The following is a 21,762-nucleotide window of genomic DNA, read 5'->3' as shown; positions in this document are numbered from 1 at the left end:
TGGATCGGTGGCGGATTCCCAGGGACGAGTGTGGACCGGAGTCCTGCGCGTCGGACCGCACCGCGGCGACCACCGCGTGGCGCTCCGGGCCGCGATCAGCGTCGCCGTCCCCCTCCTCGCGCTGTGGATGCTGGGGCGCCTCGACCTGAGCATCTACGCCAGCTTCGGCGCCTTCGCCGCGCTCTACGGCCGGCACGACGTGTTCCGCGACCGCATCCGGATGCAGGCGAGCGCCGGCGGAGTCCTGCTCGCCGCGATGCTCATCGGCACCGCACTCTCGGTGGTGTCCGCTCCCGCCGCCGTCAGCATCCTCGTGCTCGCCGTCATCGCATCGGCCGTCACCCTGCTCGCCTACACGATGCGCTGGCACCCGCCCGGGCCGCTGTTCCCGGTGTTCGCGGTCGGCGCCTGCGCGACCATCCCCGCGACCGCCGCCTCCTTCGGCGACGTGCTCCTGGTCGGCGGTGCGAGCGTGCTGTTCGGGCTCGCCGTCAGCGCGATCATCGGCCTGTTCACGCGTCGCACGCAGGATGCGCCGCCTCTGTCCCGGCAGTCCGTGGGACCGATCGCGTGGGAGATGGCCGCCACCGTGGCCGTCGCTATCGTGGGTGCGGGCTTCGCGGGATTCCTGATCATGGATTCGCACTGGTACTGGGCGGCGGTCGGCGCGGTCGCCGCGGTCAGCGGCCCCCAGCTCAACGCCCGTGTGATCCGCGGCATCCAGCGCCTCGTCGGCACCCTGCTCGGCATCCTCGTCGCGGCGGGGGTGCTCGCGATCGATCTGCCGCCGCTCGCCGTCATCGCGCTCGTCGTGCTGCTGCAGGCCGCGGCCGAGCTGTTCGTCGGCCGCAACTACGGCATCGCGATGGTGTTCATCACCCCGCTCGCGCTGCTCATGGTGCACCTCGCCGCACCCACGCCCGTCGACGTGCTCCTGCAGGACCGGGCGATCGAGACCGTGATCGGCGTCGCCGTCGGCACCGTGGTCGCCGTGGCGTCGGCAGCACTCCGGCGGCGGCAGACGAAGGCCTGACGCGGCATCAGCCCGGACGCGGCGTCAGTGGGCGCGTCAGACCGGCAGCGCGAGGTTGGACGGCGTCACGATGACTCCGCCCGCGAAGGGCAGCCCGACCGTGTTCAGCAGCACCACGATCAGCACGATCGCGGCGACGAGCAGCAGGAGCAGGAAGGCGAAGATCACGGCGACGAGACCGCCGTAGCCGCCCGACGTCGGGACCTCGGGCGCGACCGACGGCTGCGCCCAGTCGTCGGCCACCGCGGCCGGCGCCTCACCCTCGAGGATGCGGGGCGTGGGGCGCACCCGGTCGGAGCGGCGCAGCGTGTCGGGCGGAGGTGGCGGGATCACCACATCCGCATCGGGGATGTCGGCCGACGGCGGCGGCGTGAGCAGCCCCGCAGGGATCGGGATCTCGGGCGGAGGCGGCGGGATGACGGCGTCGGCGGGCGGGATCAGCGCCTCCTCGGGGGCCAGCGCCTCCTCGGGGACCGCCGTCTCCTCGGGGGTGACCGGCTGTTCCGGGGTGCTGCCGCTGCCGTCCGTCATGTCAGCCTCCGACTGCTCCGACGTCGGTCACGCCGACATCCGTCCGATGGAAGTTCTGGAACGACCGCGAGGCCGTCGGTCCGCGCTGCCCCTGGTACCGGTTGCCGTAGGGGCCGGAGCCGTAGGGGTTCTCGGCGGGCGAGGTGAGCCGGAAGAAGCAGAGCTGCCCGATCTTCATCCCGGGCCACAGCTTGATCGGCAGCGTCGCGACGTTCGCGAGCTCCAGCGTCACATGCCCGGTGAACCCGGGGTCGATGAAGCCGGCCGTCGAGTGGGTGATGAGTCCGAGGCGTCCCAGTGACGACTTGCCCTCGAGGCGGGCGGCGATGTCGTCCGGCAGCGTGACCTGCTCGTAGGTGGCACCGAGCGCGAACTCGCCCGGGTGCAGGATGAACGGCTCCTCCGGGTCGACCTCGATCAGACGCGTCAGCTCCGGCTGATCGACCGACGGGTCGATGAACGGATACTTGTGGTTGTCGAACAGCCGGAAGTAGCGGTCCAGGCGCACATCGATGCTCGACGGCTGGACCATCTCCTGCTCGTGCGGTTCGAGGCCGACGCGGCCGGATGCGAGTTCTGCCTTGATGTCGCGATCACTGAGAAGCACGGCACCAGCCTAGTTGCCGATGCGGATCCCCGCCGTGTGGCTTTGGCCATCGCGCGCGGTGCAGGTAGGCTTGCCCACACCTGCTCTCGGGCGGGTTCGGGACTGTAGTTCAATGGTAGAACTTCTGCTTCCCAAGCAGATAGCGCGGGTTCGATTCCCGTCAGTCCCTCCACGCGTGAGAGCTCGGCCTCCCTCCGGTCATCCCGCAGGAGGGACGTCCGACGCCGGGACCCATCGAGCGCCGTGAGCGTGGGAGTCAGGAGCGCAGCGCGACCGCGAAGCCGGTGCGCATCTTACCGATCTCCCAGCCGTCGAGTCTTACGCCGTCGGTTGAGAGCAGCTTCGCCGGCTCGGGAACCGCCTCACTGACGCGGCTGCAGAAGTGCCGCAACTCCTCCACTACCGAAGGCGAGCTCGCGGGCGTCAGCGCACGTTTCGGTCGATCCTCGAAAACACGCGCGAGCGGGTCCGGAAAACCTGCGATCCCGCCATCCTCGAGCTGAACGGATCGCATCTCCACGCCTATCTCATCGGGCCAGCGCAAGCGTGCCACCGGCAACTCGCGGATGTCCTCGAATACGGGCAGAAGCTTCGCGGCGATGATGAGCCCGCGGTACTCGTCGTCGCTCCACTCCGACTCGAGGACGTGCTCGCTGGGAGGATCTTCGAGATAGCTCTTCCAGATCGGGTGCTTCGTCCCCTTCTGCATCTTGTCGAAGTAGGCATAAGAGATCACCCGGAGCGGGTTGGGCCCGAGAAGTCCTGCCAGCTGTTGAAGGTTCGCATTCGCGGGTGTTCCGTAGGCGGGCTTGATCTGGGCTCGTGCCTCGGCGATCGTCTTGTTCTTCCTCCCGCCGGTGGTCCCCTTGGCTTCGACGAGGATGCGCGCCGGCGGGGGTGGCCCCGAGAACGCGGGGCCCAGGTGCGGCTTCATGTAACCGATGAGGTCGGGACGCTTCTCCTTCTCCAGCGTGCCGAACAGACGAAGGACCGCATCCACGTGAACGAGCGCGAGAGCGCCGAGGATGTGCTCGGCCATCACCGAGGCCTGCGTCATGCCGAGCAGGTACCCCATGAAGCCCTTCTCGCTGCTGTCGAGGTGCTCCACCTGAGGCGCCCGCACCCATCGGTCGTTCGACGTGGCCAGGCACGCCGACACGGCAGCAGCGCGCCAGCGGACGTCGAGTGCGCGACGGGTGGGCGAGCCCGTCAGCACCGAGATGTCGCCGACCGTCGCCGCGTGCGCGACCAGCGCTGCCCGCGTCGCGCGGGCAGCGGGGTTCGACCTCGGCCCCTTGGGTGCCCAGGTCGGGACAACCCAGGGAAACCTTGCAGCTTCATACGCGATCTCCGGCACGGCAGCACTCCCTGCATCTGAACCTCGTCCCGGGCGGCAGCCCGTGGTCCGGGCGGAACACCCGTGGCTCCCGGTTCATTTTTCCATCATGGACGAGATGCCCCGGGGCCGCCGACTGCACGTTCGGGCGGGCGTCTTCGGGGTGCCGACATACCCCCACCCCCTATGGGTATAGGCTACACCACGACCCGGACATCCCGGCGCAGCTCCCAGGAGGAACGAACATGTTTACAACCCGACCCCTGTCACCCGCGAAGCGGTGGCTCGGCCTCGTGCTGATAGCCACCGCGCAGTTCGTCGTGATTATGGACACCTCGATCATCGGCGTCGCCCTACCCGACATCCAACGCGCTCTCGGATTCACCCCGGAGTCCCTGTCGTGGGTGTTCAACGCCTACGTGGTCGCTTTCGGCGGACTGCTGCTCTTGGGCGGACGCCTCTCCGACGCGTTCGGCGCCCGCAAGATCTTCGTGCTCGGCTGGATCATCCTCATCGTCGGCTCGATCATGGCCGGGGCCGCCGGTGACATCGGCGTCGAGATCGCCGGCCGCGCCATCCAGGGTGCCGGATCCGCGATGATCGCCCCCGCAGCCCTGACCCTGCTCATGATGCTGTTCGGCGGAACGCCCGACCTCCCCAAGGCGTTCGCCGTCTACGGCGCCGCGGCACCCATCGGCGGCACGGCCGGCGTCTTCCTCGGCGGAGTCCTGACCGAGTACGTGAGCTGGCCGTGGGTGTTCTACGTCACCGTGCCGATCGCGCTGTTCGTACTCGCATTCACTGCGAGCGCCCTCCCCCGCACCGTCCGCAAGGCATCGGGCTCCATCGACATCGGCGGTGCCGTCACGGTGACCCTCGGACTCGCCGCCGTCGTCTACGCCGTCGTCAACGCACCCGAGGTCGGCTGGCTCACCTGGTCCACGCTGGGGATGCTGGCAGCCGGCATCGTTCTGCTGCTCATCTTCTTCCTCATCCAGGCCCGCAGCCGCAACCCTCTACTCCGCCTCGGCCTGCTGCGCGCACCGCTCCTCGGAGCCGCGAACGTCGCCCAGCTGATGCTCGGCGCCGCCTGGGTGTCGATGTGGTTCTTCCTGAACCTGTATCTGCAGCAGGTGCTCGGTGCGAGCGCGTTCGCCGCCGGAGCCGCGCTGCTGCCGATGACCGGACTGGTCGTGCTCGTCATGATCGCACTGGCACCCCGGCTTCAGGAGCGGTTCGGCGCCAAGGCGCTGATCGTCAGCGGACTCCTCCTGCTGGCCGGCGGACTGGCGTGGCTCGCCTTCGTCCGACCGGACGGCACCTACGCCGTCGACGTCCTGCCCGCCTCGCTGCTCGCCGCTCTCGGCATGTCGCTGGCGTTCGTCCCCTCGCTCGGCACCGCCATCAACGCGGCGCCTCCGGCGGAGACCGGCGTCGCCTCAGGACTGGTCAGCACCAGCTACCAGATCGGATCCGCGCTCGGACTGGCCGTGCTCACGGCGATCGTCTACGGCATCGCCGGCCACGACTCGAACACGGCCGAGCTCACCCAGGGGTACTCCGCCGCCTTCATCGGCGCGGCGATCCTCGCCCTGCTGGGAGCGGTCATCACCGCGACCGCCATGAGGAAGCCCCGCGCAGCGGCCTTCGTCTCCGAGGAGTCAATATCGGCCTGATCTACGACTTTCCGACGACGACCAGTGACCCCTGACCGCCGCGGCGATCGTGGATGCTGCCGAGGAGCGCCGAACCGGCCGGGTCCGCGCGACGGATCCGGCCGGTTGAGGAATACCCCTCATGGGTATACCGTTGTCACTAATACCCAGTAGGGGTACCAATCGAGAAGAGGATACGCGATGAGCACGAACGAATTCCAGGTGACCGGGATGACCTGCGGACACTGCGAGATGTCGGTCCGCGAAGAGGTCGCCGAGATTCCGGGCGTCGAAGACATCCAGGTGAGCGCACAGACGGGCCTGCTCGTCGTCTCCGGCTCCGACTCCCTCGATGACGCGCAGATCCTGGCCGCCGTCGCAGAGGCCGGGTACTCGGCGGTGCGAAAGGCATGAACGCCGGGGCGCGGCTCGCCCTCTATGGGGCTGGGGTGGTGGTGGCGTTCGGTGCGGCATTCGGTCTCGCCCAGGTCATCATCCCCCCGAGCGTTGTCAGTGAGTGGACGAAAGGTACGGAGATGGAAGAGCACAGCGCACACGGCGGGGCCGCGACCACCGACGAGGCGGCGAGCGCGGCAGCGGACACCCTCAAGGGACTCTCGCTGAGCCTCGAAGGATACGCACTGTCGCCCGTCGCGGCACCGGCGGGAGTGGACGAGCCCGGCGAGCTGAGCTTCGAGATCCGCGACGCGCACGGCACCCCGGTCACGGAGTACACGACCGCGCACGACAAGGACCTGCACCTGATCGTGGTGCGCTCCGACGGAAGTCGGTTCCGGCACATGCACCCCACACTGGACGAGGCCACGGGCACGTGGTCGCTGCCGTGGGAATGGGATGCCGCCGGCACCTACCGCGTCTTCGCCGACTTCACACCGGCCGGCCCGGACGCACCGTCGCTCACCCTCACGCAGTCCGTGCAGGTCGCCGGCGAGTTCACGCCCGTGACCCCCGCGCCGACGCAGGTCGCCCAGGTCGCCGGCTACACCGTGACACTCGACGGGACACTCGAAGCCGGATCGGCGAGCGACCTGACCTTCACCCTCACGAAGGACGGCACCCCGGTGACCGGCCTGGAACCGTATCTCGGCGCCTTCGGCCACCTGGTCGCGCTGCGCGAGGGCGACCTCGCCTACCTGCACGTGCACGCCGCGGGTGACGAGCCGAAGGCGGGAGAGACCTCCGGTCCGGAGATCGCCTTCGCCGCCGAGGCCCCGACCGCGGGCCGCTACCTCCTGTACCTGGACTTCCAGGTCGACGGCGAGGTGCACACCGCCGAGTTCGTGCTCGATGCCGCAGCCCCCGCCGGGGATGCACCGGCATCCGACGACGATTCACACGACGACGGCCACTGAGCCTCGCACGCCGCCCGGCCACCCGCCGCAGCCGTCCGCAACAGTCAGAGCAGAAAGAGAAGGACATGACCACATCAGCACCCTCGAGCGTGGGGTCCGGCGTCGAGTTGGAGATCGGCGGGATGACCTGCGCCTCCTGCGCGATGCGGATAGAGAAGAAGCTCAATAAGCTCGAGGGTGTCGTGGCGACCGTCAACTACGCGACCGAGAAGGCGAAGGTCACCGTTCCCGACGGCTACGACCCGGCGCTGCTGATCGCCGAGGTCGAGAAGACCGGCTACTCGGCCGCGCTCCCGGCGCCGAAGACGAAGCGCGCCGACGACGGGGCGAACGGTGACGACGAGGATCCGGAGCTGCGCTCTCTGCGCAACCGGCTGATCGGCTCCGTCGTGCTGACGGTGCCCGTGATCGCGATGGCGATGATCCCTGCGCTGCAGTTCATGTACTGGCAGTGGGCGTCCCTCGCCCTGGCCGCGCCCGTGATCGTCTGGGCGGCCTGGCCGTTCCACAAAGCCGCGTGGACGAACCTCCGCCACGGTGCCGCGACCATGGACACGCTCATCTCGATGGGCACCTCGGCTGCGTTCCTGTGGTCGCTGTACGCGCTGTTCTTCGGGACAGCGGGCACACCGGGCATGACGCACCCCTTCGAGTTCGCGCTGGCACCCTCCGACGGAGCGGCCAACATCTACCTCGAGGTGGGCGCCGGGGTGACGATGTTCATCCTCGCCGGGCGCTACTTCGAGAAGCGGTCCAAGAAGCAGGCGGGTGCCGCCCTGCGCGCTCTCCTCGAACTCGGAGCGAAGGAGGTCGCGGTCCTCCGCGGCGGCGTGGAGACGAAGATCCCCGTCGAGGATCTGCAGGTGGGCGACGAGTTCATCGTGCGCCCGGGCGAGAAGATCGCCACCGACGGCATCGTCGTCTCCGGGACCTCCGCTGTGGATGCATCCATGCTCACGGGCGAGGCCGTGCCGGTCGAGGTGGCCGAGGGCGACTCCGTCACCGGCGCCACGACGAACGTCGGCGGTCGACTTGTCGTCCGGGCGACCCGCATCGGCTCGGACACGCAGCTGGCGCAGATGGCGCAGCTCGTCGAAGACGCGCAGACCGGGAAGGCCGAGGTGCAGCGTCTCGCCGACCGCATCTCCGGCGTGTTCGTGCCCATCGTCATCGTGATCGCTGTCGTGACGCTCGGCGGCTGGCTCGGGGCCGGATTCCCGGTGACCGCGGCGTTCACGGCGGCCGTCGCCGTGCTCGTGATCGCCTGCCCGTGCGCGCTCGGTCTCGCCACCCCCACCGCTCTGCTGGTCGGAACCGGACGCGGCGCGCAGATGGGAGTGCTCATCAAGGGCCCGGAGGTTCTGGAATCCACCCGCAAGATCGACACGGTCGTGCTGGACAAGACCGGAACGGTCACCACCGGCCGGATGACCCTCGTCGACGTGTTCGTCGAGGACGGCACCGATCGCGCGGAGCTGCTCCGGCTCGCCGGCACACTGGAGGATGCCTCCGAGCACCCCATCGCGCAGGCCATCGCCAAGGGTGCGACCCAGGAGGTCGGTGCACTGCCGACACCCGAGGACTTCGCGAACATCGAAGGCCAGGGCGTGCAGGGCGTCGTCGACGGTCACGCCGTGCTGGTGGGCCGTGATTCGCTCCTCGCCGAGTGGTCGCAGAAGCTCAGCCGCGAGCTCGCCTCGACCAAGGCGCGCGCCGAGGGCGAGGGCAAGACCGTCGTCGCGGTCGGCTGGGACGGGCAGGCACGAGGCATCCTCGTCGTGGCCGACACCGTCAAGCCGAGCAGCGCCGAGGCGATCGCCCGGTTCAAGGCGATCGGCTTGACCCCCATCCTGCTCACCGGCGACAACGAGGCGGTCGCCCGCCGGATCGCCGCCGAGGTGGGCATCGAAGAGGTCATCGCCGAGGTCCTCCCGAAGGACAAGGTCGATGTCGTCACCCGGCTGCAGCGCGAGGGCAAGACCGTGGCGATGATCGGTGACGGCGTGAACGACGCCCCCGCCCTCGCGCAGGCCGACCTCGGCCTCGCCATGGGCACGGGGGCGGATGTCGCGATCGAAGCATCCGACATCACCCTGGTGCGGGGCGACCTGCGCAGCGCCGTGGACGCGATCCGCCTGTCCCGCAAGACCCTCGGAACGATCAAGACCAACCTGTTCTGGGCCTTCGCCTACAACGTCGCGGCGATCCCCGTCGCGGCGCTCGGGATGCTGAACCCGATGCTCGCCGGTGCGGCGATGGCGCTCTCGAGCGTCTTCGTCGTCGGCAACAGCCTGCGCCTGCGCGGCTTCCAGAGCATCGCCAAGCAGTGACCACCTGAACCCCTCCGAAGAACGAGAGGATGACCCCATGACCGCTCCGTACGCCCACCACCACGCACCCGCGCCTTCCGGGGAGACCCCGGACGCCCCGGATGCGCACGCCGGGCACGAGAACCACGGCGGGCACGAGAACCACGGCGGGCACGAGGGTCACGCTGGGCACGCTGGCCACGGCGGGCACGGCGACCATGTCGGCCAGTTCCGTCGCCTGTTCTGGATCAACCTCGTCATCGCCGTGCCGGTGGTGGCGTTCTCGCCGATGTTCGCGATGATCTTCGGCTACGACGTCCCCGGGTGGGCGCGGTTCATCGCGCCGGTGCTGGGAACGGTCATGTACGTCTGGGGCGGCTGGCCCTTCCTCACCGGCGCCGTCAGCGAGCTCAAGACGCGCCAGCCGGGCATGATGCTACTCATCGGCCTCGCCATCACGGTGGCATTCGTCGCGTCGTGGGGCGCGACGCTCGGGCTCCTCCATCACGAGCTCGAGTTCTGGTGGGAGCTCGCACTGCTCATCGTCATCATGCTGCTCGGCCACTGGATCGAGATGCGGTCGCTCGCGCAGACCACGTCGGCACTCGACTCGCTCGCCGCCCTGCTGCCGGATGAGGCCGAGCGCGTCGAGGGCGACATCGTCGTCACGGTCTCGCCCGCCGATCTCGTCGTCGGAGATGTCGTGGTCGTCCGTCCCGGCGGGAGCATCCCGGCCGACGGCCGCATCATCGACGGCACGGCGGCGATGGACGAGTCCATGGTCACCGGGGAGTCGCGCCCGGTCACCCGCACCTCGGGCGACACCGTCACGGCGGGAACCGTCGCCACCGACTCGGGCCTGCGCGTCGAGATCACGGCCACCGGCGACGACACGGCCCTGGCCGGCATCCAGCGTCTCGTGACCGAGGCGCAGAACTCCTCCTCGCGCGCCCAGCGCATCGCCGACCGCGCCGCCGCGCTGCTGTTCTGGTTCGCCCTGCTCTCGGCCGCCCTCACCGCCGTGGTCTGGACCCTGGTCGGCAACCCGGATGCGGCCGTGGTGCGCAGCATCACCGTCCTCGTCATCGCCTGCCCGCACGCCTTGGGCCTCGCGATCCCGCTGGTCGTGTCGATCGCGACCGAGCGTGCCGCCCGCGGAGGCGTCCTCATCAAGGACCGCCTCGCGCTGGAGAGCATGCGCACGGTCGACGCCGTGCTCTTCGACAAGACCGGCACGCTCACCAAGGGAGCACCGACCGTGACCGCCGTCGAGCCGACCGGCGACATCGACGCCGACCGCCTGCTCACCCTGGCCGCATCCGCCGAGGCCGACAGTGAGCATCCGCTCGCCCGCGCCATCGTGCGCGCCGCCCAGGAGAAGGGCATGTCTCTCGCGAAGGCGTCGGGGTTCACCTCCTCGCCCGCGGTCGGCGTGACGGCGACGGTCGACGGCCGCGAGGTGCGCGTCGGCGGCCCGAAGCTCCTCGACGAGGTCGGCGGGCACGAGATCGCGGCGGCGGACGAGTGGCGGGGCGAGGGCGCCATCATCCTGCACGTGGTGGTCGACGGACAGGTCGTGGGCGGGCTGAAGCTCGCCGACGAGGTGCGCCCCGAATCGCAGCAGGCCGTGGACGCCCTGCACAAGCTCGGCGTCGAGGTCGTCATGATCACCGGCGACGCCCAGGCCGTCGCCGAGTCGGTCGCCGCCGAGCTCGGCATCGACCGCGTCTTCGCCGGCGTGCGGCCCGAAGACAAGTCCGCCAAGGTCAAGGAGCTGCAGGCCGAGGGCAAGAAGGTGGCGATGGTCGGCGACGGCGTCAACGACGCTCCCGCCCTCGCCCAGGCTGACGTGGGCATCGCGATCGGCGCGGGGACGGATGTCGCCATCGCCTCGGCCGGAGTGATCCTCGCGAGCTCCGACCCGAGGTCGGTGGTCTCCGTGATCGAGCTGTCCCGCGCCGCGTACCGCAAGATGAAGCAGAACCTGTGGTGGGCGGCCGGCTATAACCTGCTCTCGGTCCCCCTCGCCGCCGGCGTCCTGGCGCCCATCGGATTCGTCCTGCCCATGTCGGTCGGGGCTATCCTGATGTCCCTGTCGACCGTCGTCGTCGCACTGAACGCGCAGTTGCTGAGACGCATCGACATCACCCCCGAAGCGAGCACGCGCGCCGTCCTCGGCCGCTGAGAACCCGATCATGCGACGAAGGAAGCAGAGATGACCCCCGAAGCGACGGCCGACGAGCACACCCACGGCTACATCACCGACAAGACCAAGTACCTGAACCGGATGCGCCGCATCGAGGGTCAGGCGCGCGGGATCACGAAGATGGTCGACGACGAGAAGTACTGCATCGACATCCTCACCCAGATCAGCGCACTCACCAGCGCACTGCAGGCGGTGGCGGTCGGGCTCCTCGACGACCACCTCAAGCACTGTGTCGTGGACGCCGCTCGCATGGGCGGCGACGACGCCGACGCGAAGATCAAGGAAGCGTCGGACGCAATCGCGCGGCTCGTTCGGTCCTGACGGGACCCGCGGCCGGGCCGGGATCGGCGACTACAGCGAGAAGATCCGCCAAGACGCTGCGTGCGTCGCCCCGGGGTCCAGTGTCACGAGATCCACGCCGGAGTTGAACGCGTCGGGCGGGCACGTCATCGGCTCGACCGCGAGGCCGATGCGATGCGTCTCCGGCACCGCGGGGGTGTCGGCGGTGTGCACCTGCACCCACGGGCAGCGCTCGTCCCACGCCATGCCGACGCCATGACCATCGGCGGCCGTCAGCCGCACCTCGGCCAGGCCGCCTGTGCGCGTCAAGCCGGTGAAGGCGTGATCGATGAAGACATCGCCGATGGGGCGCTCCGAGCGGAAGTCCCACTCCGGATGCTGCGACACCGGCTCGACCGCGATCGGGCTCAGCCGATCGGGCGTGACCGTGAGCACCTCGGATGCCGGGAGCAGCAGGGTCCAGTCGTCGACGCTCCCCTGCCCCGCCACGAGATACGGGTGCGGGCCGGTGCCCCAGGGCGCGGCATCCGCCCCGACGTTGTGCGCGGTCACCGTCTGCTGCAGTCCCTCGGCGTCGAGATGGTACTCGACCTCGACCTCGACGCGGAAGGGATACCCGGTCTGCGGCGGGATCACGGCGGCCAGCACGACCCGGTCGTCGAGCACCAGACGGTCCTCGAACTCGACCCAGGCGAGCAGCCCGTGCAGAGCGTGGCCGCGTTCCGGCTCGGTGAGCGCCAACTGCTGCTCCGCCCCGCCGAACGAGTAGCGCCCGTCGACGATGCGGTTCGGCCACGGGGCCAGCGTCGCACCGCGGTATCCGGGGCGCACGGCATCCGCGTCGAACGGCACCACCAGGTCGCGGTCCTCGAACGTGAGCGTTCGCAGCGTCGCACCGATGCTGGCGATCACGGCCTCATACCCGTGCGCGGCGATCCGCAGCTGACGGCCGGAGCGCGGCATCGTCGTCACAGGCCCTGCGCCAGACGGTAGTAGGCCTGGTTCCAGCGCACCTGCTTCTGGAACTCGGGCAGCGTGGTGCTGTCGTCGATCACGAGCAGCTCGACCTCGGCCATCTCGGCGAAGTCGCGGAACGCCTCGATCCCGACCGCGGTCGACATGACGGTGTGGTGGGCGGCGCCGGCGGTGAGCCAGGCGGCGGCGCTCGTCGTGAAGTCGGGCTGCGGCTTCCACACCGCGCGTCCGACCGGGAGCTTCGGCAGCGCGGCCCGGGGCGGCACGTTCTCGACCACGTTCGCGGTGAGGCGGAACCGGTCGCGCATATCGCTGAGCGCCACCACGACGGCGGGGCCGGGGTCGGCCGTGAAGACCAGGCGCACCGGGTCGTCCTTGCCGCCGATGCCGAGCGGGTGGATCTCGAGCGTGGGCTTCGCAGAAGTGAGCGACGGCGACACCTCGAGCATGTGCGCGCCGAGGATCAGCTCATCGCCGGGGGTCATGTCGTAGGTGTAGTCCTCCATCAGGCTCGCACCACCCGGCAGGCCCGCGCCCATGACGTTCGCGATGCGCACGAGCACGGCCGTCTTCCAGTCGCCCTCGGCGCCGAAGCCGTAGCCCTCGGCCATCAGCCGCTGCACCGCGAGACCCGGCAACTGCTTCAGCTCACCGAGATCTTCGAAAGACGTCGTGAACGCGCCGAAGCCGCCCTCCTCGAGGAACGACCGCAGCCCGATCTCGATCGCCGCGCCGTCACGCAGCGACTCGTGCCGCTCGCCACCCTTCCGCAGCTCGGGCGCGACCTCGTACAACTCCTCGTACTCGGCGACGAGCGCGTCGATGTCGGCGGCGGATGCCGCGGCCACCGCCTCCGCCAGTTCGTTCACGCCCCAGGTGTTCACCTGCACGCCGAACCGCAGCTCGGCCTCGGTCTTGTCGCCCTCGGTCACCGCGACGAAGCGCATGTTGTCGCCGAAGCGGGCGAGCTTCAGGTCGCGGGAGGCCGCGAGACCCGCCGCCGCCCGCTGCCAGGTGCCCAGCTCACGACGCAGCCTCGGGTCGGAGGCATGCCCGACGATGGTCTTGCGCGGCACGCCCAGGCGCGTCTGGATGTACCCGAACTCGCGGTCGCCGTGTGCCGCCTGGTTCAGGTTCATGAAGTCGAAGTCGATGTCGGCCCAGGGCAGCTCCACGTTCGCCTGAGTGTGCAGGTGCGCGAGCGGCTTCTGCAGCGCGTCGAGTCCGGCGATCCACATCTTCGCCGGGCTGAACGTGTGCATCCACGCGACGAGGCCGATGACCCGGTCGTCGGCGTTGGCCTCCAGCGCGGTGCGCTTGATGACGGCGGCATCCGTCAGCACCGGCTTCCAGACGATGGTCACCGGAACCTCGGGCGACTCGTCGAGCAGCCGCGCGATCTCCTGCGACTGCGCCGCGACCTGCGCGAGCGTCTCGGGACCGTAGAGGTGCTGACTGCCGGTGAGGAACCAGACCTCATAGCCGTCGAGGGAGGTGGTGAGCGGGGTGCGGGTCATGAACGGTCCTTACAGGGATGCGACGGCGGCGGCCTCGACGGCCAGGCCCGCCCGGTAGCGGTCGAGGTAGGCGGAGAACCCGGCGACATCGGCCGGGTCAGGGTCGGCGGTGGTGAGGGATGCGGTGGCGAACACGCGCTGGTCGAGGTAGTCCGCCAGCGAGAGCTCTTCGGCATGGGAAAGGTAGGAGGCGAGCACGGCGATGCCCCAGGCGCCACCCTCCGCGGCGAGCTCGCCCACGGCGACCGGAGCATCGAGTGCACCGGCGAGGAAGCGCTGCGCGACGCCGGCGGTGCGGAACATGCCTCCGTGCGCGAACATCCGGTCGAGCTGCACACCCTCCGCCGCGAGCACCTGCATGCCGAGCGCGAGCGTGCCGAACACGCCGTAGACCTGGGACCGCATGAAGTTCGCGAGCGTGAGGGCACTGTCGGGGGTGCGCACGAACAGCGGACGACCCTCGACCAGACCCGCGATCGGCTCGCCCGCGAGGTGGTTGTAGGCGAGGAGCCCGCCGGCATCGGCTTCGCCCTCGAGCGCCTCGCGGAACAGGACGTCGAAGGCCGCATCGTCGTCGATCGGCTGACCAGCGGCCTCGGCGAAGCGCGTGAACAGCCCTGCCCACGCCGCGAGCTCGCTGGCGCCGTTGTTGCAGTGCACCATGGCCACCGCATCGCCCGCCGGGGTGGTCACGAGATCGAGCTCGTGGTGCACCTCGGCCAGCGGATGCTCCAGCACGACCATCGCAAAGATGCTCGTGCCCGCGCTCACGTTGCCGGTGCGCGGCGCGACCGAGTTCGTCGCGACCATGCCGGTGCCCGCGTCACCCTCCGGCGGACAGAGCGGGATACCGGGGCGCAGCGCGCCGCTCGGGTCGAGGAGGGCGGCACCGTCGGCGGTGAGCGTGCCGGCCGCGGCCCCCGCGGGAAGGACGCTCGGCAGGAGCTGTGCGGCCGGCGCGGGCAGACGCGCGCCGGCGAGGGTGTCGTAGTCGCGCAGCATCCGCTCGTCGTAATCACCGGTCGCCGCGTCGATCGGGAACATGCCCGAGGCGTCGCCGACCCCGAGCACCCGCTCGCCGGTGAGGCGGTGGTGCACGTAGCCGGCGAGGGTGTTCACGCTCGCGACCCGGGCGAGATGCGGCTCGGCGTCGAGCACGGCCTGGTGCAGGTGCGCGATCGACCAGCGCAGCGGGATGTTCACCCCGAACAGCTCCCCCAACTCGGCGGATGCCGCGCCCGTGCTGGTGTTGCGCCAGGTGCGGAACGGCACGAGCAGCTCACCGGACTCGTCGAACGCCAGGTAGCCGTGCATCATCGCCGAGACCCCGATGGCGCCGAACGTGTCGGGGCGGATGCCGTGGCGCTCCTGCGCATCGTCGATCAGAGCCGCATATGCCGCTTGGAGGCCGCCCCACACCTCGTCGATCGCGTAGGTCCAGCGGCCGTCTTCGAGCCGGTTCTCCCACGAGAAGGAGCCGGTGGCGAGCACCTCGGTCGCATCGGAGCCGATCAGGCAGGCCTTGATGCGTGTCGACCCCAGCTCGATGCCGAGGCTCGTGCGCCCCTCGCGGATCTCGTCGAGCGCGCTCATCGGCGGGTGTCCTCGGTCTGGCCGTACACGTTCTGGTAGCGGTCGAACAGGCTGTCGATCGCGGCCTGCGGAATCGGGATGAGCGGCCCGGCCTCGCGGGCGAGATGCACAGTGCGGGCGACGTCCTCGACCATGACCGCGGCCTTCACGGCATCCTCCGCATCCGCGCCGATCGTGAACGGACCGTGGTTCTGCATGAGCACCGCCCGGGAGCGGTGCCCGCTGAGGGTCTCGACGATGCCGCGGCCGATCGAGTCGTCGCCGATGATCGCGAAGGGGCCGATCGGGACGGGACCACCGAACTCGTCGGCCATCGCGGTGATGACGCAGGGGATCTCCTCGCCGCGCGCGGCCCAGGCGACGGCGTAGGTCGAGTGCGTGTGCACGACCCCGCCGACGGTCGGCATGTGCCGGTAGACGTAGGCGTGCGCCGCGGTGTCGCTCGACGGGGAGCGGTCGCTGCCGGGAGTGCCGGGGATCACGTTCCCGTCGAGGTCGCACAGGATCATGTTCGAGGCGGTGAGGTCGTCGTAGCTCACCCCGCTCGGCTTGATCACGAAGAGGTCGGCGCCGGGCACGCGGCCCGAGATGTTGCCGCCGGTCCAGACGACCAGCCCGTAGCGGACCAGTTCGCCGTGCAGACGGGCGACATCCGCGCGGACGGCCGCGATCGCGTGCTCGATGTCGGGTTCGAAGGTGGGGGCGTCGTCGCTCACAGCTGCCTCAGGGTTCGCATCCGGCCACTGTGACCGGTCACGGAAGTCTGTCACGTGAGCCTCGCGGGCGTCAACCCTCCCCCCTCTCCCGCCCCCTCTCTCGCTCCCTCTCCCCGAGTGGGGGGCGCGGCGGCGGACGCGAGAGTCAGCGGGGCGGGGCGACGGACGCGCGGGAGACCAGCACCGGCGCCACCGGGGTGAGGGTGGACGCGGCGGCACCGGTTCCGCCGATCACCGCGCCGACCGCCCGACGCGCGAGCTCCTCGAAGTCCTGCCGCACGGTCGTGAGCGGGGGCCAGTAGTACGCGGCATCCGGGGCGTCGTCGAACCCGACCACGCTGACGTCACCCGGAACCGTGAGCCCCGCTTCGTGCAGAGCGCTGAGCAGACCGAGCGCCATCTGGTCGTTCGCCGCGAACACCGCCGTGACCCCGGAACTGCGAACAGCATCGACCGCCGCATACCCGGACCCTGCCGACCAGTCCCCGGCGATCACCGGCCCCGGCGTCAGCCCGCGGGCCTCGAGCTCGGCGGCGAACCCCTCGGCCCGTGACTCGGCCTCGAGCCAATCCGCCGGCCCCGCGAGGTGCGCGATGCGGGTGTGCCCGGCGTCGGCGAGCGCGGCGACCGCCAACCGCGCACCCGCCGCCTGATCCACCGACAGCCCGGTCGCCCCGAGTCCGGCGGAGTGCAGCGTCACGACCGGCACGTCGATGCGCAGCGCGGCGAGCGCCTCCAGCGTCTGGGCGTGCGGGGCGACGACCACGATCCCGTCCACCCCCTGCACGACGAGGTGGTCGACCGCCGCGACGACGGCTCCGACATCCGCCGCATCCGCGAAGGCCGCGCTCACCCAGTACCCGGCCTCGCGCGCCGAAGCCTCCAGCGCGGCGAGACTGCGCGAGGGGCCGTACTGCAGCGCATCCGAGGCCAGCACGCCGAGCGTCCGCGAGCGACGGGTGCCGAGCGCGCGGGCGGCGTTGTTCATGCGGTAGCCGAGCTCGGCCATCGCGGCGACGACGCGCTCCTTGGTCTCGGTGGCGACGTCGGGGTGGTCGTTCAGCACCCGCGACACGGTCTGCCGGGACACCCCTGCGCGGGCGGCGACGTCGCGGACGCCGATGGATCGGCTGCGGCCGCTGCTCGTGTCACTCACGCCGACGAGTGTACGACGACCGATGCCGTCGGCCCGCCGCCGTGCCACTCTGGTGACATGCGCATCGCTCTCACCGGCTCCTCCGGCAAACTCGGCCGCGTCGTCGCCCGCGAACTCCGCGCGAACGGCTACGACGTCATCGGCATGGACCTCACCGGCACCCGCGGCCCCGACTTCGTGCAGGTAGATCTGACCGACTACGGCCAGGTCGTCGACGCGTTCACCGCCGTCGGCGACAGGCACGACGGCATCGACGCGGTCGTGCACCTCGGGGCGATCCCGGCCCCCGGCATCCGCACCGACGTGGCGACCTTCCACAACAACATGCCGGCCACGTTCAACGTGTTCTGGGCGGCTGTGCGCCTCGGCATCCGTCGTATCGTGTACGCGTCGAGCGAGACGGTGCTCGGGCTGCCGTTCGACGTGCCTCCGCCCTACGTCCCGGTCGACGAGGACTATCCCGCGCGCCCGGAATCCGTGTACTCGCTGGTGAAGACGCTCGAGGAGCAGCTCGCGACCGAGCTCGTGCGCTGGCATCCCGACCTGTCGATCACGGCGCTGCGGTTCTCGAACGTGATGGTCCCCGAGGACTACGCGGAGTTCCCCTCGTTCGACGCCGACGCCCTGCGGCGCAAGTGGAACCTGTGGGGCTACATCGACGCCCGCGACGGCGCCCAGGCGGTGCAGCGTGCGCTCGAGGTCGCAGCCCCGGGATTCGACCGGTTCATCATCGCGGCGGCCGACACCGTGATGTCACGACCCAACGACGAGCTGCTGGCCGAGGTCTTCCCCGACGTGCCGAAGCGCCGGGAGTTCGGCCCGAACGAGACGCTGCTGTCGATCGACAAGGCGCGCCGGGTCCTCGGCTTCGACCCGCAGCACTCCTGGCGCGACCACGTGTGACGGCGGGGCCGGGGCACCGAGCCTGCCGGAGCATCTCGAACGGCTCAGCGCCGAGCGATGGTCGAGCCGCGGATCACCAGGCGCACGGGCAGATGGTGCGAGCCCTCGCCGATGTCGACGCCGTCGATCGCGTCGAACACGCGCTGCGCCGCCTGACGTCCGAGCTGCTGCAGATTCGCGTCGATGCTCGTGAGTTCCGGGCGGGCGTTGGTCGCGAGCACCTCCCAGTTGTCATAACCGATGACGGCGAGATCGTCAGGGACCGAGCGCCCGAGATCCCGCGCCGAGTCGAGCACGCCGCGCGCGATCTGATCGGACCCACAGAACACCGCGTCGATATCCGGATGCCGCTGCAGCAGCAGTGCTCCGGCATCCCGGCCCCAGTGCTCGGTCCATTCCGAGAGCATCGGGGCGCCGACGAACTCGAGCCCGGCTTCGGCCAGCGCGGCCCTGGCCCCGGCGAGGCGATCCTGCGCCGCGGCGTAGGAGGGTTCGCCCGAGATGTGCGCGATGCGTCGGCGCCCGCACGAGAGCAGATGCTCGATCGCGAGGCGGCCTCCCGCATAGTTGTCGGGCGTGAGGGACAGGTCACGCGGATCGTCGGACGGGGCGTACGCGTACACCACCGGAACCGGGATGTCCTGCCCGAGCGAGGGACGCGGGTCGGTCTGCCGTCCGACGACGATGATGCCGTCGACGCGTCGGCTCAACAGCTCTTTCAGGTGATGCTGCTCACGGATCGCGTCGCCGCGCGCGTCGCAGAGGAACACGTTGATGCGCCCGGCACCGAAGGCGTCTTCCGCTCCCATCAGGATCGGGATCATGAAGCGACCTTCGAGGTCGCTGGTGAGCAGTCCTACCGTGCCGGTGCGTCCGGCGAGCAGACCTCGGGCCATCGCGTTCGGGGTGAACGCGAGCTCTGCGGCGGCGGCCACGACGCGAGCCTTGGTGGCCGCTGCGACATCACCGCGGTCGTTGAGCGCCTTCGACGCCGTGGCGATCGAGACGCCGGCATGCCGTGCCACGTCGCTGAGCGTCGCCGCCTTGCCCGCTATGTCGCCGCTGCTGACCATCTCGCCCCCTGAACGTTTCTGAAAGGTTATCGGAGCGATGCTTGACCGCCGCGCTTCATTCACGATATACCTTTCGAAAGCGGTTTCGGAGTTTTCGAAATTGCACCTCAGCTCGACACTGCCGTCGCTCGCCGACCGCATCCACTCACCGAAGAGTCCTGGAGGCAATCCCATGCACACCCCCCGACGCCGTGCGTTCCGCCGCACGGCTACAGCCCTCGCCGCCGTCGCCCTGCTGGCCGGGCCCCTCGCCGCGTGCGCAGCGGGCGACGACACCGCCGGCCCCAGCGAGGAGATCCCCGCCGAGGGCGTCGACGACGGTTCGACGTTGACCCTCTGGACCCGTGCGCCCATCGAGCGCCAGGCCAAGCTGCTCGTCGACGCGTACAACGACTCGCACGAGAACCAGGTCGAGCTCACGGTCGTCCCGAACGACGACTACGTCGCCAAAGTCGGCGCCGCCGCCGGATCCGGGGGACTCCCCGACCTCTTCGCGGCTGACATCGTCTACGTGCCCAACTGGGCGCAGCAGGGCCTCTTCGCCGACCTCTCGACCCAGATCGACGGCCTCGACTTCAAGGATGACATCAACCAGGGCCATCTCGACGCCGGCACCGTCGACGACAAGGAGTACGTGCTGCCGTTCGCACTCGACCTCTCGATGCTGTTCTGGAACAAGGAGCTGTTCGCCGAGGCCGGCCTCGACCCTGAGAAGGCGCCGTCCACGCTCGAGGAGTTCTCCGAGGCGGCCCAGGCGGTGCAAGCTCTGAACAAGCCCGACACCTACGGCACCGCGACGGGCCTGAACTGCGGCGGCTGCCTGGTGTTCACCTGGTTCCCCTCGGTCTGGGCCTCCGGCGAAGAGGTCATGAGCGACGACGGCACCGAGTCGCTGCTGAACGGCGACGCGGCGCAGGCCGTGTACGACACGTGGGCCGAGCTGGAAGAGGCGGGCGCGGTGCTTCCGAGCTCCACCGATGAGACCGGCCCGACGTGGACCGCGGCCTTCAGCGAGGGCAAGGTCGGCGTGATGCCGTTCCCAGCGACGCTCCTCCCCTCGCTGGAGTTCGACGCGGGTGTGGCCGGCATCCCTGGTGTCGACGGCGGCGTCTCGACGTTCGTCGGCGGCGACGGCATCGGCATCTCGAAGGATTCGAAGCAGTCCGCGCAGGCCTGGAACTTCCTCGACTGGATGATGTCCGAGGAGGCGCAGGTCGAGGTACTGGCAAAGGACGGCAACGCGGTCTCGCGCGGCGACCTCGCCGACAACGAGTACGCGGCGGCCGATCCGCGTCTGGTCACGATCAACGAGGTCGCAGCGCAGGGCAGCACCCCCGTGGCGCTGAACTTCCAGCAGGCCTTCAACGCGCCGGGCAGCCCGTGGCTCACGCTCGTGCGCAACCGGGTCCTGAACGGCGAGGACTCCGTCGACGCCGACAACGACGAGATCACCGCCATCCTCGGGCAGTGATATCCGGTGGGCGGCGCGCCATCACGCGCCGCCCGCCACTCCCCTCGACCGCAGCGTCAGCATCCGACAAAGCGACAGCCTCCGACGAAAGAGAACCCGATGACCTCGACCGCACCCCCGCTGCGCCGCCGACGCGCGCGCACCGGATTCGGCGGCCCCGTGCAGGGGTGGTTGTACGCCGCCCCCACCGCGATCTTCGTCGCGCTGCTCTTCGTCGTCCCGCTGATCCTCGTGCTGCAGATGTCGGCATCCGACTGGCCGCTGCTCAGCGGGAACCAGGGGCCGAACTTCCCCGAGAACTACGTGGATGCCGTCAATCACCGTCTCTTCTGGGATAGCATCCGCTTCACGCTGCTGTACACGGTCATCACGACCGTGCTCCTGATCGGCCTGGGTCTCGGGCTCGCGCTGCTCGTGCAGGAGTCGACCCGCTGGAAGGGCCTCCTGCGCACGGCGTTCCTGATTCCGAGCGCCCTGGGCCTGGCATCCGCCTCGCTGCTCTTCTACGTGCTGTACTCCCCCATCGCCGGGCCCTTCGCCGGACTCATGAAGTCCTGGGGCATCACGTTCCTCGGCACCCCCGACGGCGCACTGTGGTCGACGATCTTCCTGATCGTGTGGCGCTTCGCCGGCTTCTACATGCTGCTGATGCTCGTGGGCCTGCAGGGCATCCCCGACGACATCTACGAGGCCGCGCGCATCGACGGGTCGAGCCGCTGGCAGACCTTCCGCTACATCACGGTGCCCCTGCTGAAGCCGACGTTCGCGCTCACGACCGTGATGTGCGTGACCGGGTCCCTGCTCGCCTTCGAGCAGTTCTACATCCTCACCAAGGGCGGCCCCGACAACAGCACGATGACGGTCGTGCAGCTGATTTACAACGTGGCCTTCCAGGGGCAGAACAGCCTCGGCATCGCCGGCGCCCTCTCGGTGATCGTGCTTCTCGCGCTCATCGTCATCAACGTCTTCCAGTTGCGCGCCTTCCGGCGTCCGGATGAGAGCTGACCC

At 69.9% G+C, this 21,762-nt stretch carries 19 protein-coding genes and 1 tRNA gene; 11 read left to right on the top strand and 9 right to left on the bottom strand.

What is annotated here, in order from left to right; all coding sequences use genetic code 11:
* Positions 1–7: 7 nt before the first annotated feature.
* Positions 8–1,033: an FUSC family protein gene (locus AC6CHX_RS08945; RefSeq protein ID WP_498272513.1), complete on the top strand. Its 1,026-nt coding sequence runs from the start codon at positions 8–10 to the stop codon at positions 1,031–1,033.
* A 36-nt stretch (positions 1,034–1,069) separates the two neighbouring features.
* Here AC6CHX_RS08945 and AC6CHX_RS08940 read toward each other — a convergent pair whose 3' ends face one another.
* Both AC6CHX_RS08940 and dcd read right to left on the bottom strand, forming a co-directional pair.
* A complete protein-coding gene (locus AC6CHX_RS08940) occupies positions 1,070–1,564 on the bottom strand; it encodes a hypothetical protein (protein ID WP_498272512.1) in 495 nt (164 codons plus the stop codon).
* Position 1,565: 1 nt separating this feature from the next.
* The gene (gene dcd, locus AC6CHX_RS08935; RefSeq protein WP_136042368.1) at positions 1,566–2,171 is read right to left on the bottom strand and encodes a dCTP deaminase; all 606 of its coding nucleotides are present in this window, start codon (positions 2,169–2,171) and stop codon (positions 1,566–1,568) included.
* A gap of 98 nt (positions 2,172–2,269) precedes the next feature.
* Between dcd and AC6CHX_RS08930 the strand changes: the two genes are divergently transcribed.
* Positions 2,270–2,343, top strand: a tRNA-Gly gene (locus tag AC6CHX_RS08930).
* An 84-nt stretch (positions 2,344–2,427) separates the two neighbouring features.
* On the opposite strand, the gene AC6CHX_RS08925 is transcribed toward AC6CHX_RS08930, so the two are convergent.
* The gene (locus tag AC6CHX_RS08925) at positions 2,428–3,528 is read right to left on the bottom strand and encodes a hypothetical protein (protein WP_498272511.1); all 1,101 of its coding nucleotides are present in this window, start codon (positions 3,526–3,528) and stop codon (positions 2,428–2,430) included.
* Positions 3,529–3,752: 224 nt separating this feature from the next.
* Here AC6CHX_RS08925 and AC6CHX_RS08920 point away from each other — a divergent pair, with 224 nt between their 5' ends.
* The 6 genes from AC6CHX_RS08920 (at position 3,753) to AC6CHX_RS08895 (ending at position 11,371) form a co-directional block, all read left to right on the top strand.
* Complete coding sequence (locus AC6CHX_RS08920; RefSeq protein ID WP_498272510.1) at positions 3,753–5,183, top strand: MFS transporter; 1,431 nt, start codon at positions 3,753–3,755, stop codon at positions 5,181–5,183.
* 180 nt (positions 5,184–5,363) lie between these two features.
* On the top strand, positions 5,364–5,576 hold the full coding sequence (locus AC6CHX_RS08915) for a heavy-metal-associated domain-containing protein (protein ID WP_498272509.1): 213 nt from the start codon (positions 5,364–5,366) through the stop codon (positions 5,574–5,576).
* Between the two features lie 122 nt (positions 5,577–5,698).
* Positions 5,699–6,535 (top strand): DUF8832 domain-containing protein, encoded by an 837-nt coding sequence (locus tag AC6CHX_RS08910; protein WP_498272508.1) that lies wholly within the window; start codon positions 5,699–5,701, stop codon positions 6,533–6,535.
* A gap of 65 nt (positions 6,536–6,600) precedes the next feature.
* On the top strand, positions 6,601–8,865 hold the full coding sequence (locus AC6CHX_RS08905) for a heavy metal translocating P-type ATPase (RefSeq protein ID WP_498272507.1): 2,265 nt from the start codon (positions 6,601–6,603) through the stop codon (positions 8,863–8,865).
* Between the two features lie 37 nt (positions 8,866–8,902).
* Positions 8,903–11,029, top strand: a complete 2,127-nt coding sequence (locus AC6CHX_RS08900) for a heavy metal translocating P-type ATPase (RefSeq protein ID WP_498272506.1) — start codon at positions 8,903–8,905, stop codon at positions 11,027–11,029.
* A gap of 30 nt (positions 11,030–11,059) precedes the next feature.
* Positions 11,060–11,371, top strand: a complete 312-nt coding sequence (locus tag AC6CHX_RS08895; protein ID WP_029264439.1) for a metal-sensitive transcriptional regulator — start codon at positions 11,060–11,062, stop codon at positions 11,369–11,371.
* Between the two features lie 30 nt (positions 11,372–11,401).
* Here the strand turns inward: AC6CHX_RS08895 and AC6CHX_RS08890 are convergent, their stop codons facing one another.
* The 5 genes from AC6CHX_RS08890 to AC6CHX_RS08870 all read right to left on the bottom strand — a co-directional run bounded on the left by AC6CHX_RS08890 (position 11,402) and on the right by AC6CHX_RS08870 (position 17,307).
* Positions 11,402–12,313 (bottom strand): aldose 1-epimerase family protein, encoded by a 912-nt coding sequence (locus AC6CHX_RS08890; RefSeq protein ID WP_498272735.1) that lies wholly within the window; start codon positions 12,311–12,313, stop codon positions 11,402–11,404.
* Between the two features lie 5 nt (positions 12,314–12,318).
* Positions 12,319–13,842 carry an L-arabinose isomerase gene (gene araA / locus AC6CHX_RS08885; RefSeq protein WP_498272505.1) on the bottom strand — a complete coding sequence of 508 codons (1,524 nt, stop codon included), beginning with the start codon at positions 13,840–13,842 and terminating at the stop codon, positions 12,319–12,321.
* A gap of 9 nt (positions 13,843–13,851) precedes the next feature.
* Positions 13,852–15,435, bottom strand: a complete 1,584-nt coding sequence (locus AC6CHX_RS08880) for a xylulokinase (RefSeq protein ID WP_498272504.1) — start codon at positions 15,433–15,435, stop codon at positions 13,852–13,854.
* On the bottom strand, positions 15,432–16,151 hold the full coding sequence (locus tag AC6CHX_RS08875; protein WP_498272503.1) for an L-ribulose-5-phosphate 4-epimerase: 720 nt from the start codon (positions 16,149–16,151) through the stop codon (positions 15,432–15,434). The genes AC6CHX_RS08880 and AC6CHX_RS08875 overlap by 4 nt, the downstream gene beginning before the upstream one ends.
* Before the next feature lie 145 nt (positions 16,152–16,296).
* Positions 16,297–17,307 carry a LacI family DNA-binding transcriptional regulator gene (locus AC6CHX_RS08870; RefSeq protein ID WP_498272502.1) on the bottom strand — a complete coding sequence of 337 codons (1,011 nt, stop codon included), beginning with the start codon at positions 17,305–17,307 and terminating at the stop codon, positions 16,297–16,299.
* A 57-nt stretch (positions 17,308–17,364) separates the two neighbouring features.
* Between AC6CHX_RS08870 and AC6CHX_RS08865 the strand changes: the two genes are divergently transcribed.
* Complete coding sequence (locus AC6CHX_RS08865; RefSeq protein WP_498272501.1) at positions 17,365–18,210, top strand: NAD-dependent epimerase/dehydratase family protein; 846 nt, start codon at positions 17,365–17,367, stop codon at positions 18,208–18,210.
* A gap of 44 nt (positions 18,211–18,254) precedes the next feature.
* Here the strand turns inward: AC6CHX_RS08865 and AC6CHX_RS08860 are convergent, their stop codons facing one another.
* Positions 18,255–19,283, bottom strand: coding sequence for a LacI family DNA-binding transcriptional regulator (locus AC6CHX_RS08860; protein WP_498272500.1), 1,029 nt, complete (start codon positions 19,281–19,283; stop codon positions 18,255–18,257).
* Between the two features lie 172 nt (positions 19,284–19,455).
* Here AC6CHX_RS08860 and AC6CHX_RS08855 point away from each other — a divergent pair, with 172 nt between their 5' ends.
* Complete coding sequence (locus AC6CHX_RS08855) at positions 19,456–20,754, top strand: ABC transporter substrate-binding protein (protein WP_498272499.1); 1,299 nt, start codon at positions 19,456–19,458, stop codon at positions 20,752–20,754.
* Between the two features lie 99 nt (positions 20,755–20,853).
* The gene (locus AC6CHX_RS08850) at positions 20,854–21,759 is read left to right on the top strand and encodes a carbohydrate ABC transporter permease (RefSeq protein WP_498272498.1); all 906 of its coding nucleotides are present in this window, start codon (positions 20,854–20,856) and stop codon (positions 21,757–21,759) included.
* The last annotated feature ends 3 nt before the right edge of the window (positions 21,760–21,762 follow it).

The organism is Microbacterium sp. GQ128, from assembly GCF_059758615.1.
The sequence above is the reverse complement of the archived record's forward strand: the minus strand, read 5'-3'. Positions and strand labels throughout refer to the sequence as shown.

Excerpts from the sequence above, each read along its gene's own strand:
- AC6CHX_RS08940 (WP_498272512.1), bottom strand. The coding sequence starts at position 1,564 with ATGACGGACGGCAGCGGCAGCACCCCGGAACAGCCGGTCACCCCCGAG.
- AC6CHX_RS08920 (WP_498272510.1), top strand. The coding sequence starts at position 3,753 with ATGTTTACAACCCGACCCCTGTCACCCGCGAAGCGGTGGCTCGGCCTC.
- AC6CHX_RS08915 (WP_498272509.1), top strand. The coding sequence starts at position 5,364 with ATGAGCACGAACGAATTCCAGGTGACCGGGATGACCTGCGGACACTGC.
- AC6CHX_RS08910 (WP_498272508.1), top strand. The coding sequence starts at position 5,699 with ATGGAAGAGCACAGCGCACACGGCGGGGCCGCGACCACCGACGAGGCG.
- AC6CHX_RS08905 (WP_498272507.1), top strand. The coding sequence starts at position 6,601 with ATGACCACATCAGCACCCTCGAGCGTGGGGTCCGGCGTCGAGTTGGAG.
- AC6CHX_RS08900 (WP_498272506.1), top strand. The coding sequence starts at position 8,903 with ATGACCGCTCCGTACGCCCACCACCACGCACCCGCGCCTTCCGGGGAG.
- AC6CHX_RS08895 (WP_029264439.1), top strand. The coding sequence starts at position 11,060 with ATGACCCCCGAAGCGACGGCCGACGAGCACACCCACGGCTACATCACC.
- AC6CHX_RS08890 (WP_498272735.1), bottom strand. The coding sequence starts at position 12,313 with ATGCCGCGCTCCGGCCGTCAGCTGCGGATCGCCGCGCACGGGTATGAG.
- araA (WP_498272505.1), bottom strand. The coding sequence starts at position 13,842 with ATGACCCGCACCCCGCTCACCACCTCCCTCGACGGCTATGAGGTCTGG.
- AC6CHX_RS08880 (WP_498272504.1), bottom strand. The coding sequence starts at position 15,435 with ATGAGCGCGCTCGACGAGATCCGCGAGGGGCGCACGAGCCTCGGCATC.
- AC6CHX_RS08865 (WP_498272501.1), top strand. The coding sequence starts at position 17,365 with ATGCGCATCGCTCTCACCGGCTCCTCCGGCAAACTCGGCCGCGTCGTC.
- AC6CHX_RS08860 (WP_498272500.1), bottom strand. The coding sequence starts at position 19,283 with ATGGTCAGCAGCGGCGACATAGCGGGCAAGGCGGCGACGCTCAGCGAC.
- AC6CHX_RS08855 (WP_498272499.1), top strand. The coding sequence starts at position 19,456 with ATGCACACCCCCCGACGCCGTGCGTTCCGCCGCACGGCTACAGCCCTC.
- AC6CHX_RS08850 (WP_498272498.1), top strand. The coding sequence starts at position 20,854 with ATGACCTCGACCGCACCCCCGCTGCGCCGCCGACGCGCGCGCACCGGA.